Here is a 16,804-nt window from a genome sequence, read left to right as displayed (position 1 = left end):
TTCAGGCAGGCTGCGGGGCGGGCGTTGCCGCAACAGCTGCGGGCTTGCGGGTCTCGTGCAGTATCAGCAGGCCGTTGATCACCATGAGTGTCGCGGTCAGGCCGTGGACGCCGAGCGCGGTGGCCACGGAGCCGTGGTGGGCCAGCACGGTGGTCATGTCGCCGTACGCGGCGAAGGCCTCCACCAGCAGCGCCCAGCCCAGGGCCCGGCGGTGGCCCGTCACCAGCAGGACGCCAAGGACCAGGGCCAGGACGACGTCGCGGATTCCCTTGATGATCAGGAAGCCGCCGCCGTCGCCGGACGGCCAGCTCGGCAGGCCGAAGCCCGGCGCCGTCGTCTCCGGGCTCAGGATGAACTCCGTCCCGAACCAGAGGATGAAGAGGATGAAGGCGGCGGCCAGGACGGTGTTGATCTTCTTCAGCGGCATTGTTCTTCTCCTTGCGAGTCTTCGTCAGCAGCTTGGTGAGCTTCGAGTTCGAGGGGGCGGGTGAACCCGCCGGCTCAGGTGAGGGCGGTGACCAGCAGGGCGAAGGCGGCGATGATGACGGCGACGCGGACGTAGTGGAAGCGCTCCCAGCGATTCATCTGCTGCTTCCAGTCGGCGGGCCGGTTCTCAGGCGTCCACGTCTTGTTCCGGTTGTTGATCGGGACGAGCAGCAGGATCGACATGATCACGCTGACGATCAGCAGCGCGCCTGCGGTGACGACGAGGCCAGCGCCTTGGTGGTCCCATCCGGCGATGGCCCAGACCGCGACGAGGGCGAGCGAGGTGATGTACCAGACCGGCATCACGGCGCCGAGCATCCTGCCCCCGTGGGCACGGCCGAGTTGGCCGCTGTCCTCGGGGAGCGCGTCGAGGATCCGGTTGATGACGAAGGCGACGGAGAACTCCACCCCCACCATCACGCCGACGGTGACGGTGGTGATGACCTCAAGTGCGTCGAGCATGATGATCCCCCTGGAATCCAGAATCTAGCGTTGCTAGGTGATGAGGCAACGCTAGTGCTACTGCCGCTCGATTGTCTAGCAGTGCTAGAATTCAGTTATGTCGGTACAGGAACGCAAGCAGCGCGAACGGGCGGAGCGCGAGCGCCTCATCGTGGCGACCGCCCGCGAACTCGCCGAGCAGCAGGGCTGGGACGCGGTCACCACCCGGCGGCTCGCCGAGCGCATCGAATACAGCCAGCCCGTCCTCTACAGCCACTTCCGCGGCAAACGCGAGATCATCGGCGCCGTCGCCCTCGAAGGCGCCACGGAGATGGCCGTGGCGGTGCGGGCCGCGACAGCCGCCGCGAACAGCCCCCGCGAGCGCGTCGCCGCCCTCGCCCGCGCCTACCTCGACTTCGCCGCCCGCAACCCAGCGGTCTACGACGCCTTGTTCCAGCTCGACGGCGGCCTGGCCTTCGCGCACGAGGACACCCCGGAACCTCTCAAGGACGCCTTCGCCGCACTGCTGGAGAGCCTGGGCGAGGTCGCCGGGGACGGTGTCGACCCGGGGCTGTTCACCGAGACGTTCTGGGCGTCCCTGCATGGCCTTGCGACCCTGACCCGGGCGGGGCGGCTGCCGACGGAGTACATCGAGCCAAGGGTGGAGCTGCTGGTGGACCGGCTCGCCATGGCCTGAACTGCTGCGTGCGGGAAAGGAGTTGGGGGCGGGAAACGGCGGGTTCTGTAACGGAAATGTCCGGGCGTCGTAACGATGAACCTGCGGTGTACAACCACTTGCCTCAGGCGCCTGTCTCCTCTGGTGTCACAGAAGTTTCCCCACAGGAGGACCAGTGCGACGCTCACTCATAGCCGCCGTCGCGGTGACCGCGCTCGCGACCCCGTTCGCCGTCGTGGCCACCGCCGGCTCCGCCGCCGCCGCGCCCGCCGCGGCGAGCAAGCCCGTGACCGACTTCAACCATGACGGATACGCCGACCTCGCCGTCTCCGCGTACCGCGGCGCCGTGAACGGCAAGGCCGGCGCGGGCTACGTGTCCATCGTGTACGGATCGCCCTCGGGCGCCGACACCGCGCACGCCAAGCAGATCAACCGCGCCACCGCCGGCGTACCCGGCGACCCCGAGGAGGACGGCGGCTTCGGCGCCAGCACCGAGGCAGCCGACCTCGACGGCGACGGATACACCGACCTCACCGTGAACAACGGCAGCACCGACGCCGTGATCTGGGGCTCCGCGAACGGACTGACCCAGGGCAGCGCGCTGCCGGGCGAGAACGTGCAGCTGAAGGCCGGCGACTTCAACGGCGACGGCAAGACCGACCTCGTCGCCAACTCCTTGTTCACCATGGAGGTGCGCTACGGCCCCTTCACCCGCGACGGGAAGCCCGCCTCCACCTCGTCCGTCGAGAACGGCGACGACGGCCCCCAGGACCTCATGGTGGGCGACGTGACCGGCGACGGCGCCGACGACCTCGTCACCGGCCACGCCATGGAGGAGATGCAGCACTCCTCGCGCCTGTGGAAGGGCACCAAGGACGGCCTCTCCAAGACGTCGACGCCGACGAACAAGTTCACGACGAACGGCGTCATCGCCGACGTGGACAAGGACGGGTACGGCGACCTGGTGGCCCGCGAGGTCGACGAGGTCTCCGAGATGCAGGTGTACGACGCGGGCGCCGTCCGGGTCGTCTACGGCTCCGCGTCCGGCTTCTCCACCCGCACCGCGAAGATCACCCAGGACACGGCGGGCGTGCCCGGCGTGGGCGAGCCGGGCGACCCCGACCTGAACGACCGGGGCGACCAGTTCGGCTACTCGATCTCCGCCGGTGACGTCACCGGTGACGGCTACCCGGACATCGCGGTCGGCCTGCCCGGCGAAGACCTCGACTCCGCCGGGGACACCGGCGCCGTCGTCCTCCTCAAGGGCGGCGCGAACGGCCTGACCGGCACCGGCGCCCAGGCCTTCAACCAGACCACAGCCGCCGTCCCCGGCGTCTCGGAGTACGGCGACAACTTCGGCACCGAGGTCAAGCTCGCCGACGTGAACAAGGACGGCCGTGCCGACCTGACCGTGGGCACCCCGCTGGAGGACGGCACGACCAAGGACTCGGGCGCCGCCTGGCTGTTCCGCGGCGCCACGTCGGGCCTCACCACGACCGGCATCACGTCCTTCAGCCCGTCCTCGCTCGGCACCCCGGAGGCGGGGGCCCGCTTCGGCGGCGAGCTCTCCTGACCTCGCCCCCGAGGGGCTGACCCCTCCCCCGCCGGGCTGACCTGTCCCCCGAGTCAGTCCAGTACGGGTAGCAGCTCCGGGAGGTGGCCGTCCGACGCGGCGGCCGCCTCCTGGCGCTCCACCGGCACCTCTCCGTACAGCGTCGTCCGCGGCTTCGCCGGCCGCCCCGCCTCCTCCGCGATCGCGACGAGATCCTTCACCGAGCGGTACGAGCCGTAACTGGAGCCCGCCATCCGGGAGATGGTCTCCTCCATCAGCGTCCCGCCCAGGTCGTTCGCGCCCGAGCGCAGCATCTCCGCCGCGCCCTCCGTGCCCAGCTTCACCCAACTGGTCTGGATGTTCGGGATGTACGGGTGGAGCAGAAGCCGCGCCATCGCCATCACCGCGCGGTTGTCGCGGGTCGTCGGCCCCGGGCGGGCGATGCCCGCCAGATACACCGGCGCGTTCGTGTGGATGAAGGGCAGCGTCACGAACTCCGTGAAGCCCTCAACTCCCTTGGCCAGCGCCTCCTGTTGCATCCCGGCGAGCGTGCGGAAGTGCCCGAGCCAGTGCCTCGGCTGGTCCACGTGCCCGTACATCATCGTGGACGAGGAGCGGATGCCCAGCTCGTGGGCCGTCTTCACGACCTCGATCCAGGTGGCCGTGGGCAGCTTGCCCTTCGTCAGGATCCAGCGCACCTCGTCGTCGAGGATCTCCGCCGCCGTGCCGGGGATCGAATCCAGGCCCGCTTCCTTCGCGGCGCTGAGCCAGTCCCGTATCGAAAGTCCCGTGCGCGTCGCGCCGTTCACGACCTCCATCGGCGAGAAGGCGTGCACGTGCATGCCCGGCACGCGCTCCTTCACGGCCCGCGCGATGTCGAAGTACGCGCTGCCCGGCAGGTCCGGGTGGATGCCGCCCTGCATGCACACCTCGGTGGCACCGACCTCCCACGCCTGCTGGGCCCGGTCCGCGACCTGGTCGAGGGAGAGCGTGTACGCGTCGGCGTCCGTGCGGCGCTGGGCGAAGGCGCAGAAGCGGCAGCCGGTGTAACAGACGTTCGTGAAGTTGATGTTGCGCGTGACGATGTACGTGACGTCGTCGCCGACCACGGACTTGCGCAGGTCGTCCGCGACTCCGCAGAGCGCGTCGAGCGCGGGGCCGTCCGCGTGCAGCAGGGCCAGCGCCTGCTCGTCCGTCAGGCGCGTCGGGTCGTCGGCCGCCGTCTTCAGAGCCTCGCGTACGTCGCCGTCGATGCGTGAGGGGACCATGCCGGGCGCGGCCTGCTCACGCAGGGCCTCCCAGTCTCCGTACACCTCGTCGAAGTCGTCACGCCGGTCGGAGGTGCGGCCCGTCGTGTCGATCGTGCGGTGCAGGTCCGTGCGGCCGGACGCGGCGACGTACCCCTCGTCGGGCTCCTGCCACGGGTGGCCCTCCACGACCGCGTCCGGACGCGCCAGACCCGTCTCCGGGTCGGCGAGCGCCCGCACGTGCGGGAGGAGCCGCGGGTCGAGCCACGGCTCGCCGCGCCGCACGAACTCCGGGTAGACGCACAGGCGTTCCTCAAGGCGGAAGCCCGCCGCGGCCGACTGCTCGGCCAGCTCCTCCAGCTGCGGCCAGGGCTTCTCGGGGTTCACGTGGTCGATCGTGACCGGCGAGACGCCGCCCCAGTCGTCGATGCCCGCGCCGATGAGGCGCTTGTACTCGCCGTCGACGAGATTGGGCGGCGCCTGGAGACAGCCCGAGGGGCCCATGATGTGCCGGGCCACGGCGACCGTCGCGACCAGGTCGTCCATCTCGGCGTCCGGCATGCCGCGCATCGCCGTGTCCGGCTTGGCGCGGAAGTTCTGGATGATCAGTTCCTGGATGCCGTGGTACGAACGCGACACGCGGCGCAGCGCGAACAGCGAGTCCGCGCGCTCCTCGTACGTCTCCCCGATCCCGATGAGCAGTCCGCTCGTGAAGGGCACGGACGAGCGCCCCGCGTCCTCCAACACCCGTAGCCGGACGGCCGGTTCCTTGTCGGGCGAGCCGTAGTGCGGCTGACCGGGCTCGGACCACAGCCGCTCGGATGTGGTCTCCAGCATCATCCCCATGCTGGGCGCGACGGGCTTGAGCCGCTGGAAGTCCGTCCAGGTCATGACGCCGGGGTTGAGGTGCGGCAGCAGACCCGTCTCCTCCAGGATGCGGATCGAGATGGCACGGACGTACGCGATGGTGTCGTCGTACCCCTCCGCCTCCAGCCACTCCCGCGCCTCCGGCCAGCGGTCCTCGGGCTTGTCGCCGAGGGTGATGAGCGCTTCCTTGCAGCCCATCTCGGCGCCGCGCCGCGCGATGTCGAGGACCTCGTCCGGGGACATGAACATCCCGTGGCCCGCGCGCCGCAGCTTGCCGGGGACGGTCGCGAAGGTGCAGTAGTGGCACTTGTCGCGGCACAGCCGGGTCAGCGGGATGAAGACACTCTTCGAGTACGTGATGACTCCGGGCCGCCCCGCCGCCGCGAGGCCCGCGTCGCGCACCCGCGCGGCGGACGCGGCGAGGTCGTTGAGGTCGTCGCCGCGTGCCTGGAGCAGCACGGCGGCTTCGGCGGTGTCGAGCGCGACGCCGTCCCTGGCGCGTTTGAGCGCGCGACGCATGGCGTTCGCGGTGGGTCGTGCCGGCGCGGGGGTCGGCCCCTGGGGTGCTTTGTCCTGCGGCGCGCTGTTGGTCATGCGTCCGAGCATACGAGCGACCGCGCGGAGAAACAGCTACAGGTCAGTGCCGGTCTCCGAGGGCAGGTGTGAGGTGCACGTATCGCTGGAATCCATCCAGCGCGCGCAACACGTCCGCCTCTCCGCTCGCCGGGAGCTGCACGATGACCTCGTCGACGCCGAGTTCCGCGTAGTGGGCGAGCTTGCCCTCGGTCGGCTCCACGGCGGAGAGCGCCACGTACAGGTGGGCGGGGTCCCGGCCCGCGTCGGCCCAGGCGGTGCGGAGCGCGGGAAGTGCGTCCCGCAGCCCACCGCCGCCGATGGGCAGCCAGCCGTCGGCGTACTCCGCGATGTGCGCGAAGAGCTTGGGGCCGGCGGCTCCGCCGATGAGGGTGCGGGGCCCGTGCAGGGGGCCTTCGTGGCGCGGACGTGGCGCGCGGACCGGCTTAGGGTGCGCGTCGCTGGCGCGCACGCTGGCGAACTCCCCTAGGTATTCGGTCGGTTCCCCTGCCCACAGGGCCCGCATGACGGCCATCCGGTCCCGCACGAGGGCGCGCCGCGTGCGCCACTCGACGCCGTGGTCGGCGGCCTCCTCCTTGTTCCAGCCGTAGCCGATGCCGAGGGTGAAACGGCCGCCGGAGAGGTGGTCGAGGGTCGCGATCTGCTTGGCCAGGTCGATGGGGTCGTGCTGCCCGACGAGCGTGATGTTCGTGCCGAGCCCGAGGCGCTGCGTGACGGCGGCGGCCTGCGCGAGGGCGACGAAGGGGTTGAGCATGCGGGCACACTCGGGCGGGAGTTCACCACCGGGGTACGGGGTCTCGCGCGATACGGGAATATGGGAGTGCTCGGGAAGATAGAGCGCCGCGAAGCCACGCTGCTCCAGCTCCTGGGCGAGGCGGATCGGGGCGATGGTCTCGTCGGTGAGGTAAAGGGTGGCGGCAACTCGCATGGAACGGCCTCCGGGTCGGGGAGCGGGGGCTCACTTACTAGCGGCCAGCGGCAGAGGAGTCCATGGCGCGGCGGCGGCTTGGGGCTGCCGCTTGAACGGGGCGTCTGGGAGCAGGCCGTTCGGGAGCAGGCTCACTTACCAGCCGGGCGCAGGAGCCCATGCCGCACCCGCGCCTCGGCTCCGCCGCTGGTACACGCGACAGTGGCGGCGACTCGTACCGCTCCCGCGGGTGACCCCGTACGCGAGCGGAGTGTCCGGCAGCAAGCCGTTCGGGAGCGGGCTCACTTACCAGCCGTCAGCGGCGCAGGAGTCCATGCCACGCCTGCGCCCCACCGCTGGTACACGCGACAGTGGCGGCGACTCGCATGTGGCGCCCCGCCTCTGATTGCGTCGGCGTTCCCCTCCCGCGCGTCACCCTCGTACGCGAGCGGGCCGTCCGGCAGCAAGCCGTACGGGAGCAAGCTCACTTACCAGCCGTCAGCGGCACAGGAGTCCATGCCGCGACCGTGCCCCGCGTCCGCCTCTTGTAGTACGCCACCGTCACCGCGACCAGCAGCGGAGCCCACAGGAGCAGTGGTGCGTAGCAGGCCACCAGGATCGTCTGTCGTACCGCGCTGTCCGTGACGCCGGGGCCCAGGTCCGCGTACGCGGCGTAGGCGAACCAGCCCGTGATCAGGAAGAGCCCGGCGGCTCCGAGCAGCGCCGGAATCACCGCGGCGAGCGGACGCACCTCGCGCCCGCCGAGCAGCGGTATCCACCCCGGTACGACCTCGCCCCACCCGCGCACCAGGCCTAGCGTCAGCAGGGCGAGGCACTCGGAGACGACGCTGAGCCCCAGGACGTAGAGCATCTCGCCCCAGCCCTCCACCGGCATGTCCGCCACCGGGAGCCCGGCGACGAGGGCGACCCGCCACAGTGCGGAGGGCAGGGTGGCCAAGGGCACGGCGTGGGCGGCGATCACGGCCCACCGGGGGACATCGGGCAGAGCGCTTGTCTTCAGCATGGGAATCATGCTGGCCGCGGGCACGGGGCCGCCACATCGGCGTTCGGGCCGATCAGGGGCGCCACGCCTCCGCCGCACGGGGGAGCGGAAAATCCGACCACCTCGCGCGGCTTCCGAACTACCCTGGCGCCCGATGAGCAGAAGACGACGCAAGAAACAGACACAACAGCTGGTCGTGGCAGCGAAGGTGGGCTGCACGGCACAGGTCAAGGCCCTGCTGCGGGCGGGGGCCAACCCCAAGATGCCCGACGCCGACGGCACGACACCGCTGTACGGCGCGTCCGTCCACGGTGCGGCGCCCACCGTCCGGGTGCTCCTGGCGGCGGGTGCCGATCCCGACGCGGAGAGCGGCCACGGTGACCAGGGAACGCCCTTGTGCGGGGCCGCATGCTGGGGCCACACCGACGCGGTCCGCGAACTCCTCGCCCACGGCGCCGACCCGAACCTCCGCGAGGACCACGGCACGGGCAACACCCCGCTGTACTGGGCGACGCACGGCGCCCACACGGAGACCGCCGCGGTGCTTCGGGCGGCGGGCGCGAGCGCCTAGGCGGGAGACTGCTCCTGCCCTAGGGTTTCATCATGCGACTTCGCTTCGCGACCGTACTGCTGCTGCTCGGGGCGCTGCTGGGCGGGACGGCTTCCGTCGGCGGCGCGTACGCGGCCCCACCACGGGTCGTCGCGGCTTCCACGCCGGCTGCGGCATCAGCCGCTGCCGCAGCCGCTGCCACTTCGGTCGACACGACCCGCACCGCTGCGGACGAGTCGAAGCCCAAGCCCGGGAAGAAGAAGAAAAAGAAGTCCAAGGGTGGGTCCATCGGACTGATCGCCGGGATCATCATCGCCGTCGTCGCGATCATCATCATCGTCCTGATCGCCCGCCACCGCGTGCACAAGGCCCGACACCGCCCGTAAGTCTGTCAATTGCCTTCCCTTGCCGGAGAGTTCACGGCTCAATACCAGGGTTGCCCTGCAGTCCCTTCCGACACCCTGGGGAGCCGACACATGTGCGAGGACGAACACCACCGGGCCAGACCCGCCAACACACCCCTGAACCGGCGCGGTCTGCTCGTGACGGGAGCCGCCGCCGCGCTTACGTTGAACAGCGTGAGCTTCGCGAGCGCCGCAGGGCGTGAATCCGGAAGTGGCGACGAGACCAAGGTGGTGCGCGGAACGCTGCCCACCGGGTCACCCGACTTCGTGTACCTGCCGGTCGAAGTCCCCGACGGCGTACGGGAGATCCACGTCGCGTACACCTACGAGAAGGTCACGGTCCCGGCGGGCACGCCGGGCAACGCGCTGGACATCGGCATCTTCGACCAGCGCGGGACGGCGCTCGGCGGCAAGGGATTCCGGGGCTGGTCGGGCGGCGCGCGCACGGAGTTCTTCATCCGTGCCGACGACGCGACCCCCGGCTACATCCCCGGCCCCGTCAAGGCGGGCACCTGGAACATCGCGCTCGGCCCCTACACCGTCGCACCCCAGGGCCTGCCCTACGAGGTGACGATCACCCTCAAGTACGGGGAGCCGGGCAAGACACCGAAGCCCGTCTATCCACCCGAGCGCGCGAAGGGGCGGGGCCGCGCCTGGTACCGCGGCGACTGCCACCTGCATTCCTGGTACTCGGACGGCAGGCGCACCCCGGCCGAGATCGCGGCCCTCGCGCGCGCGGCTGGCCTCGACTTCATCAACTCCTCCGAGCACAACACGCACTCCGCGCACGCCCATTGGGCCGACGAGGCGGGCGACGACCTCCTCATCATGCTGGGCGAGGAGGTCACCACCCGTAACGGCCACCTGGTCGCCCTCGGCACGGACCCCGGCACGTTCATCGACTGGCGCTACCGCGCCCGCGACAACCGCTTCGGCAAGTACGCCCGCGAGATCCGCGACGCGGGCGGCCTCGTCGTCCCCGCCCACCCGCACGCCACCTGCATCGGCTGCAACTGGAAGTTCGGCTTCGGGGAAGCGGACGCGGTGGAGGTGTGGAACGGCGCGTACACCCCGGACGACGAGGTATCCCTGGCCGACTGGGACAGCACCCTGGTCGCGGCCGTCCGCGGCCGGAAGCCCTGGATCCCGGCCATGGGCAACAGCGACGCCCACCGCGACCCCGACCCCATCGGCACCCCGCAGACGGTGGTCCTCGCGGACGACCTGACCCGCGAGGCCATCCAGGCGGGCATCCGGGCAGGCCACAGCTACGTCGCCGAGAACAAGGACGTCACGCTCAAGTTCACCGCCACCGGCGGCAGGGGCAAACAGGCGGGCATCGGCGAGCGCCTCTACGTCGAGCAGGACGCCCCGGTGACGATCCGCCTGGACGTCACGGGCGCCCCCGGCTGCACGATCCGCTTCGTCACGGACCAGGGCGTCCTCTTCACGAGCCCCGCGATCCCCGCCTCCGGGACAGGCACGGCAGAGTGGCGCACAACGCCGTCGTACGCCGCGTACGTACGGGCCGAGATCCGCCACGCCCCGGTGACACCAGGCCTCCCGGGCCCCCTGAGGGCCTTCACGAACCCGGTGTTCCTGGGCCGGAACTAGCGGGGCGACGACGGCTTCGCCTACCCCTTCGGTTCGGGTGTGCCGCCGACCGCGGGTGCGTCGTGGTTGCTCGCGCAGTTCCCCGCACCCCTCAGGGGCGCGGGGAACTGCGCGGCCAGCCCCCACCGGCGGTCAGGCGGGGCCAGGGTTCAGTCCGCGACGACCAGCGCAGGCGTGTCCCTCTTCAGGACCTCGCCCCGGAAGAACGCCGGGCTCTTGCGGCCCATCGCCAGCATGATCACCACGCCGAGCAGCAGCAGGCCCACGCCGATCACGAAGACCGAGCCGACGCCGAAGACGGAGGAGCCGCTGCCGTAGTCGGGGTTCCACATGTCCACGAGCGTCTTGACGAAGACCGCGGTGAGCAGGATGCCGCCGAACACCGGGAAGAAGCCCTTGAAGGCGAAGTCGCGGGCGGACTTGAACAGTTCGCGGCGGAAGTACCAGGCGCAGGCGAAGGCCGTCAGCGCGTAGTAGAAGCAGATCATGAGGCCGAGCGCGTAGATCGTGTCGACCAGGACGTGCTCGGAGACCAGCGTCATCACCGTGTAGAAGACGCCGGTGGCGACACCCGCGACGACCGTCGCGCGGCCCGGGGTCTTGAACCGGGGGTGCACGCGCGCGTAGGACGGCGGCAGCGCCTCGTACGTCGACATGGCGAGGACCGTGCGGGCCACCGGGATGAACGTGGTCTGGAGGCTCGCGGCGGCCGATGCGAGGACGGCGACGAAGAGCAGGATGCCCAGGCCGCTACCCATGATGGGTCCGGCGAGCGCGGCGAAGACGTTGTCGGAGGTGTCCGGGTTGGCGAGGCCCAGGCCCTTGTCGCCGGAGCCGACGGCCATCTGGGCCGCGATGCCGGTGGCGAGGTAGGAGCCGATCAGGACGACCATCGAGATGAGCGCCGCGCGGCCCGGGGTCTTCTCGCTGCCGGTGGTCTCCTCATTGGCGGTCAGGCACGCGTCCCAGCCCCAGAACATGAAGATCGACAGGGAGAGACCGGCCGTGAAGGCGCCGAAGGACTGGACGGAGAACGGGTTCAGCCAGGACCAGGAGAAGTCCATGGATCCGGCGATGTCGCCGCTGTTGGCCTTGCTCAGGGCCATCACCACGAACAGCGCGAGGACCACCAGTTGAAGGCCGACCAGGAGGTACTGGACCCCCTTCGTCGCCGTCATCCCCCGATAGCTGATCGCCGTAGCCACGGCGATCAGGGCCAGGCACGTGAGGATGTGCACGGCCTTGTTGTCGTCGAGGGCCGCCACCGAGTCGCTGCTCGTGATCTCGCCCGCCAGGAGCCAGAAGTACGAGGTCGCCACGCCTGCCAGGTTCGACAGGACGATGATCGTGGCGATGACGAGGCCCCAGCCGCACATCCAGCCGATCCGCGGCCCGAAGGCCTTGACCGTCCAGGTGAAGGAGGTGCCGCAGTCCGGCATGGCCTTGTTGAGCTCGCGGTAGGCGAAGGCCACCAGGAGCATCGGCAGGAAGCCCGCGAGGAAGACCGCGGGCATGGCCAGGCCGACCTCGCCGGCCGTGGAGCCGAGGGTCGACGTCAGGCAGTAGACGGGGGCGACGGTGGAGATGCCGATGACGGCGCTGCCCGTGAGGCCGACGGAGTTACCGCCGAGCCCTTTGGCGCGTACGCCCCCCTTGGGGGCGCCGTTTACCGTGTCTCCGGCCTGGGGCCGTACGTCCAACTGGGTCATGAACAGGACGTTAAGGGCTGCGGTTTCCACATACGGAAGGCCGCGATCCGGATCTTGCGGCTTGCAATCAACGGAGCAATTGGGGCAACCGCCATCGATTGACCGCCCGAAAGAAGCGCGTGCTTATTCATTACCAGGCAAAAGCCAGACCGTCCGGTATGCGGGAACCGCAGCACTGTCCGTTTTGCCCGTTTCAAAATTTTCCCGAGCGTCTTCTCGCATTCCACATATCGGACATCACCCCGGCCACACGATCGACTGGAGCTCGCTGTACGCGTGCAGCGCGTACGACCCCACGTCCCGGCCCACCCCGCTCTTCTTGAACCCTCCGAACGGCGCCTCCATGTTCCGGCCGATCGTGTTCACGCCGACCCCGCCCGCCCGCAGCCGCCGCGCGACCCGGAAGGCGCGGGCCACGTCGCCCGACCAGACGTAGTCGAGGAGGCCGTAGTCGCTGTCGTTGGCCAGGGCGATGCCTTCCTCCTCGTCCTCGAAGGGGACCACCACCACGACCGGGCCGAAGATCTCCTCCCGGACGACCCTCATGTCGTTCGTGCAGTCCGCGAGCAGCGTCGGAGCGACGTAGAAGCCCCGCTCGAACGAGGCCGGGCGCTCGCCGCCCGCGACGACCCGCGCGCCTTCCTTCCGCCCCAGCTCCACGTACGACTCGATGCGGTCCCGGTGCGCCGCCGAGATCACCGGGCCGACGATCGTCCCCTTCTCCCGCGGATCGCCGACCTTCATGTAGCCGATGTACTGCTTCAGCTTCTCGATCAGGTCGTCGTAGACCGCGCGATGCGCGATCACACGCGTCGGGGCCGTGCAGATCTGGCCGCTGTAGAAGGAGAACGTCGTCCCGATCCCCGCCACCGCCGAGTCCAGGTCCGCGTCCTCGAAGACGAGCGCGGCGCCCTTGCCGCCCAGCTCCATCAGCTGGCGTTTCATGTCGCGGCCGCACACCTCGGCGATCCGCTGCCCCACCGAGGTCGAGCCGGTGAAGCTCACCATGTCGACGTCCCGTGAGTCGACTGCCGCCTCGCCCACCTCCGGGCGCGCCCCGCTCACCACGTTCACCACTCCCGGCGGCGCCCCCGCCTCCTCAAGGGCCGCCGCCATCCGGTACACCGACAGCGGGTCCTGCGGGGCGGGCTTCACCAGGACCGTGTTTCCCATGGCCAGGGCGGGTGCCACCTTGCCCGCGGGGTTGGCCCACGGGTTGTTGTACGAGGTGATGCAGGTGACGACACCCACCGGCTGGCGGACGGTGAGCGCCCCCACGACGCCCGCCTCCCCCATGGGGCCTGACTCGTTGATCTGCGGGGGCAGGCCGGTCTCCACCGGTTCCAGGGCGCCTTTCGCGTACCGCTTGAAGCGCGCCACCGACACCGCGACCTGCATCCCGCGCGCCGTCCCGGTCGTCGCGCCGCTCTCGGCCTGGGCGAGTTCCGCGTACGAGGCGAAGTCCCGCTCCATGATCTGCGCCGCCCGGTCCAGGACCGTGGCCCGCTCCTCCGGTGTCGTACGCGACCAGGTGGCGAAGGCCTCGCGGGCGGCGCCGGCAGCCGCGTGCACCTGCTCGCGGCTCGCCTCGGGTGCCAGGCCCACGACCTCCTCCGTCGCCGGGTTGATCACCTCGTAGTGCCCGCCGGAGGGTTCGATCCACTCACCGCCGATGAACAGCCGCTGCTCGCCCACGAGTTGGTCACTCACTTGGTGCTCACCGTCCTGGTGTCACGGCCCGACCGGAGCACCGTGCCGGGCGTCGCGCCCGTCACGCGGTCCTCACGGATGGCTTCGACTCCGTTGACCCACACGGCCTCGACGCCGATGGCCTTGGAGTCGAGGCGGGGGCTGTCGCCGGGCAGGTCGTGCACCAGCGTGGCCTTGCCCGCGTCGATGCGCTCGGGGTCGAAGAGGACGAGGTCGGCGTGGAAGCCCTCCTCGATACGGCCCCGCTCCCGCAGCCCGAAGAGCTGCGCGGGATCGTCGGTGAGCATCTTCACCGCCTGCTCCAGACCGACCAGCTTGCGGCCCCGCAGGCAGTCACCGATGAACCGGGTCGTGTACGGGGCGCCGCACATGCGGTCCAGGTGCGCGCCCGCGTCGGAGCCGCCCAGCATGACGTCCTCGTGCTGCCAGGTCTCCTGGCGCAGGGCCCACGAGTCGGGGTCGTTGTCGGAGGGCATCGGCCACAGGACCGTACGCAGGTCGTCGTTGGCGCAGATCTCGACGAGGCACTGGAAGGGCTCCTGCGCGCGCTCGGCGGCGATGTCGCCGACGACGCGGCCGGTGAGGCCTTCGTTCTCCTTGGAGTACGTGTCCCCGATGACGTACCGGTCGAAGTGCGTGAGCCGCCGGAAGACCCCGGCCTCCTTGCTGTCGGCGCGCCGCAACATCTCGCCCCGGACGTCGGGGTCGCGGAGCTTGGCGATGCGCTCGGGAACGGGGAGGCCGAGGATGTCGCCCCAGCCGGGGATCAGGTTCAGCGCGCAGAAGGTGCCGAGCGACATGTTCATGGGGGTGAGGATCGGCATCGTCAGTGCCACGATCCGGCCACCGGCCTTGCGGGCGCGCTCGCTGGGGATCAGCTGGCGCGGCACGCGCTCGGGCACGGCGGCGTCGATGGTGAGGACGTTCCAGTTGAGCGGCCGCCCCGCGGCGGCGCTCATCTCCACGAACAGATCGATCTCGTCGTCGCTGAACTGATCCAGACAGCCCGCGACGATCGCCTCCAGCTGCGTGCCCTCGTGCTCGGCGACGGCCCGGCTGAGCGCGAGCAGCTCGTCGGGCTTCGCGTGCCGGGAGGCCACCGGCTGCCCGTCGCCGTCCGAGTGTGTGGACGACTGCGTGGTGGAGAGCCCCCAGGCGCCGGCATCCATGGCGTCGTGGAAGAGCCGCAGCATCTCGTCGAGCTGCTCGGGGCTCGGCTGCCCGCCGACCGCGTCCGCACCCATGACGTACCGCCGCAGCGCGCAATGCCCCACCATGAAGCCCGCGTTGACGGCGACGCGCCCCTCCAGGGCGTCCAGATACTCGCCGAAGGAGCTCCACGACCAGGGCGCGCCCTCTTCGAGTGCCACCAGCGACATGCCCTCGACCTTGGACATCATCCGCCGGGTGTAGTCGGCGTCCTCGGGGCGCGCGGGGTTCAGGGGCGCGAGGGTGAATCCGCAGTTGCCACCGGCGACGGTCGTCACCCCGTGGTTCAGGGAGGGGGTCGCGTAGGGGTCCCAGAAGAGCTGGGCGTCGTAGTGGGTGTGCGGGTCGACGAATCCGGGGGCGAGGACGCGCCCTTCGGCGTCCTCGCTGGTCGTGGCGGGCTCGGTGACGGTGCCGGGTTCGGCGATGACGGCGATGCGGCCGCCCCGGATACCTACGTCGGCGACGCGTGCGGGGGCGCCGGTTCCGTCGACTACGGTCGCGCCCTTGATGAGGTGGTCGAGCATGACGAGGTCGTCCCCCTTGACGATGGTTTTCGGTGCGGAGTCTGCGGAGCTGGGCCCGAAGGACGCCCCGGCTTCCGTCCGGGAGGGGAAGCCGGGGCGGTCAGAGGCTCACGCCCCGGCGGACTGCCGGAAGCGCGAGGTGCGGTGGACGGGGTCCGTGTCGATCTTCGGAATCACGTGCTCACCGATCAGCTTGATCGTGTTCTTCGTGTCCTCGGGCGAAATCCCGATCGGCAGCCCGAAGCTGAGCTGATCCGCCCCCGCCTGCTCCCACCGCTTGCACTGCGTGAGCACCTCGTCCGGGTCGCCGCAGATCATCAGCTCCTCGGCGATGAGCAGCTCGATGATCTCCTCGGTGTACTCGGGGAGAAGCTCGGGCCACTCGGGGATGCCCTCGGGGCGGGGGAAGGTGTCGTGGTACCGGAACAGCAAGGACTGCAGGTAGTTGAGCCCGCCGCTGACGGCGATCTCGACGGCCTTCTTGTGGGTCTCCGCGCAGATCGCCGTCGAGGTCACCATGACGTTGTCGTTGACGAAGTCACCGACCGGCTCGGCTTCCTTCACGGCCGTCTTGTACGACTCGAGGACCCACTCCATGTCGGAGACCTTCTGCACGCTGAAGCCCAGCACCCCGAGCCCTTTCTTGCCTGCCATCGCATACGAGGGGGGAGAGCCCGCGGCGTACCACATGGCCGGGTGCGACTTCCCGTACGGCTTGGGCAGGACCTTGCGGGGCGGCAGCGACCAGTGTTTGCCCTGGAAGCCGACGTACTCGTCCTGGAGCCACATCTTGGGGAACTCGGCGATGGTCTCTTCCCAGAGTTCCTTGGTGTGGTTCATGTCGGTGATGCCCGGCATGAAGCCGAGTATCTCGTGCGACCCGGCGCCTCGCCCGGACCCGAACTCGAAGCGTCCTTCGGAGAGATGGTCGAGCATGGCGACCTTCTCGGCGACCTTGACCGGGTGGTTCACCGGGGCGAGCGGGTTGAAGATTCCGGAGCCCAGGTGGATGCGGTCGGTGGCGTGGGCGAGATAGCCGAGGAAGACGTCGTTGGCGGAGAGGTGCGAGTACTCCTCCAGGAAGTGGTGCTCGGAGGCCCAGGCGTACTTGAAGCCGGACTTGTCCGCCTGGATGACGTACTCGGTCTCCTCGATGAGCGCCTTGTGCTCGGCTTCGGGGTCGACCTTGGCCCGCTTGGCGGGCACGTATCCCTGTACAAAGAGACCGAATTCCAAGGAGGTTCACCATCCTCGTGTGAATCTGCCAGTTTCTGACGAACCGTCAGTTCATGATGGGGTCGACTGTTC

14 protein-coding genes are annotated in these 16,804 nt (G+C 70.0%); 5 read left to right on the top strand and 9 right to left on the bottom strand.

From position 1 onward, the window contains the following. Position 1: 1 nt before the first annotated feature. Together ACWGI2_RS29620 and ACWGI2_RS29615 are read right to left on the bottom strand one after the other, a co-directional pair. Positions 2–427, bottom strand: coding sequence for a DUF4267 domain-containing protein (locus ACWGI2_RS29620; RefSeq protein ID WP_453698619.1), 426 nt, complete (start codon positions 425–427; stop codon positions 2–4). Between the two features lie 74 nt (positions 428–501). Next, positions 502–948, bottom strand: a complete 447-nt coding sequence (locus tag ACWGI2_RS29615; protein ID WP_453698617.1) for an anthrone oxygenase family protein — start codon at positions 946–948, stop codon at positions 502–504. 97 nt (positions 949–1,045) lie between these two features. Between ACWGI2_RS29615 and ACWGI2_RS29610 the strand changes: the two genes are divergently transcribed. Beyond that, positions 1,046–1,624 carry a TetR/AcrR family transcriptional regulator gene (locus ACWGI2_RS29610; protein ID WP_453698615.1) on the top strand — a complete coding sequence of 193 codons (579 nt, stop codon included), beginning with the start codon at positions 1,046–1,048 and terminating at the stop codon, positions 1,622–1,624. Between the two features lie 154 nt (positions 1,625–1,778). After that, positions 1,779–3,176, top strand: a complete 1,398-nt coding sequence (locus ACWGI2_RS29605; RefSeq protein WP_453698613.1) for an FG-GAP-like repeat-containing protein — start codon at positions 1,779–1,781, stop codon at positions 3,174–3,176. Positions 3,177–3,229: 53 nt separating this feature from the next. On the opposite strand, the gene ACWGI2_RS29600 is transcribed toward ACWGI2_RS29605, so the two are convergent. The 3 genes from ACWGI2_RS29600 to ACWGI2_RS29590 all read right to left on the bottom strand — a co-directional run bounded on the left by ACWGI2_RS29600 (position 3,230) and on the right by ACWGI2_RS29590 (position 7,794). Continuing rightward, positions 3,230–5,863, bottom strand: coding sequence for a bifunctional FO biosynthesis protein CofGH (locus ACWGI2_RS29600; RefSeq protein WP_453698611.1), 2,634 nt, complete (start codon positions 5,861–5,863; stop codon positions 3,230–3,232). A gap of 43 nt (positions 5,864–5,906) precedes the next feature. Then, complete coding sequence (locus ACWGI2_RS29595) at positions 5,907–6,791, bottom strand: LLM class F420-dependent oxidoreductase (protein WP_453698609.1); 885 nt, start codon at positions 6,789–6,791, stop codon at positions 5,907–5,909. Between the two features lie 463 nt (positions 6,792–7,254). Beyond that, positions 7,255–7,794, bottom strand: a complete 540-nt coding sequence (locus ACWGI2_RS29590) for a hypothetical protein (RefSeq protein WP_453698607.1) — start codon at positions 7,792–7,794, stop codon at positions 7,255–7,257. Positions 7,795–7,927: 133 nt separating this feature from the next. Here ACWGI2_RS29590 and ACWGI2_RS29585 point away from each other — a divergent pair, with 133 nt between their 5' ends. The 3 genes from ACWGI2_RS29585 (at position 7,928) to ACWGI2_RS29575 (ending at position 10,341) form a co-directional block, all read left to right on the top strand. Beyond that, entirely contained in the window at positions 7,928–8,344 is a 417-nt protein-coding gene (locus ACWGI2_RS29585; RefSeq protein ID WP_453698605.1) for an ankyrin repeat domain-containing protein, read from the top strand. Between the two features lie 32 nt (positions 8,345–8,376). Then, positions 8,377–8,709, top strand: a complete 333-nt coding sequence (locus ACWGI2_RS29580; RefSeq protein WP_453698603.1) for a hypothetical protein — start codon at positions 8,377–8,379, stop codon at positions 8,707–8,709. Positions 8,710–8,799: 90 nt separating this feature from the next. Then, a complete protein-coding gene (locus ACWGI2_RS29575; RefSeq protein WP_453698601.1) occupies positions 8,800–10,341 on the top strand; it encodes a CehA/McbA family metallohydrolase in 1,542 nt (513 codons plus the stop codon). 149 nt (positions 10,342–10,490) lie between these two features. On the opposite strand, the gene ACWGI2_RS29570 is transcribed toward ACWGI2_RS29575, so the two are convergent. The 4 genes from ACWGI2_RS29570 to ACWGI2_RS29555 all read right to left on the bottom strand — a co-directional run bounded on the left by ACWGI2_RS29570 (position 10,491) and on the right by ACWGI2_RS29555 (position 16,732). Then, positions 10,491–12,050, bottom strand: coding sequence for an APC family permease (locus ACWGI2_RS29570; protein ID WP_453698599.1), 1,560 nt, complete (start codon positions 12,048–12,050; stop codon positions 10,491–10,493). A 237-nt stretch (positions 12,051–12,287) separates the two neighbouring features. Beyond that, the gene (locus ACWGI2_RS29565) at positions 12,288–13,760 is read right to left on the bottom strand and encodes an aldehyde dehydrogenase family protein (protein ID WP_453698597.1); all 1,473 of its coding nucleotides are present in this window, start codon (positions 13,758–13,760) and stop codon (positions 12,288–12,290) included. Next, entirely contained in the window at positions 13,757–15,496 is a 1,740-nt protein-coding gene (locus tag ACWGI2_RS29560; protein ID WP_453400057.1) for an N-acyl-D-amino-acid deacylase family protein, read from the bottom strand. The genes ACWGI2_RS29565 and ACWGI2_RS29560 overlap by 4 nt, the downstream gene beginning before the upstream one ends. Positions 15,497–15,604: 108 nt before the next feature. Then, entirely contained in the window at positions 15,605–16,732 is a 1,128-nt protein-coding gene (locus ACWGI2_RS29555; RefSeq protein WP_453400056.1) for an LLM class flavin-dependent oxidoreductase, read from the bottom strand. Between the last annotated feature and the right edge of the window lie 72 nt (positions 16,733–16,804).

It is taken from the genome of Streptomyces sp. NPDC054866 (genome assembly GCF_053610745.1).
This window is presented reverse-complemented; position numbering and strand designations above follow the sequence as displayed.

Coding starts and splice junctions, on each gene's coding strand:
- ACWGI2_RS29620 (WP_453698619.1), bottom strand. CDS start 427: ATGCCGCTGAAGAAGATCAACACCGTCCTGGCCGCCGCCTTCATCCTC.
- ACWGI2_RS29615 (WP_453698617.1), bottom strand. CDS start 948: ATGCTCGACGCACTTGAGGTCATCACCACCGTCACCGTCGGCGTGATG.
- ACWGI2_RS29610 (WP_453698615.1), top strand. CDS start 1,046: ATGTCGGTACAGGAACGCAAGCAGCGCGAACGGGCGGAGCGCGAGCGC.
- ACWGI2_RS29600 (WP_453698611.1), bottom strand. CDS start 5,863: ATGACCAACAGCGCGCCGCAGGACAAAGCACCCCAGGGGCCGACCCCC.
- ACWGI2_RS29595 (WP_453698609.1), bottom strand. CDS start 6,791: ATGCGAGTTGCCGCCACCCTTTACCTCACCGACGAGACCATCGCCCCG.
- ACWGI2_RS29590 (WP_453698607.1), bottom strand. CDS start 7,794: ATGCTGAAGACAAGCGCTCTGCCCGATGTCCCCCGGTGGGCCGTGATC.
- ACWGI2_RS29585 (WP_453698605.1), top strand. CDS start 7,928: ATGAGCAGAAGACGACGCAAGAAACAGACACAACAGCTGGTCGTGGCA.
- ACWGI2_RS29580 (WP_453698603.1), top strand. CDS start 8,377: ATGCGACTTCGCTTCGCGACCGTACTGCTGCTGCTCGGGGCGCTGCTG.
- ACWGI2_RS29575 (WP_453698601.1), top strand. CDS start 8,800: ATGTGCGAGGACGAACACCACCGGGCCAGACCCGCCAACACACCCCTG.
- ACWGI2_RS29570 (WP_453698599.1), bottom strand. CDS start 12,050: ATGACCCAGTTGGACGTACGGCCCCAGGCCGGAGACACGGTAAACGGC.
- ACWGI2_RS29560 (WP_453400057.1), bottom strand. CDS start 15,496: ATGCTCGACCACCTCATCAAGGGCGCGACCGTAGTCGACGGAACCGGC.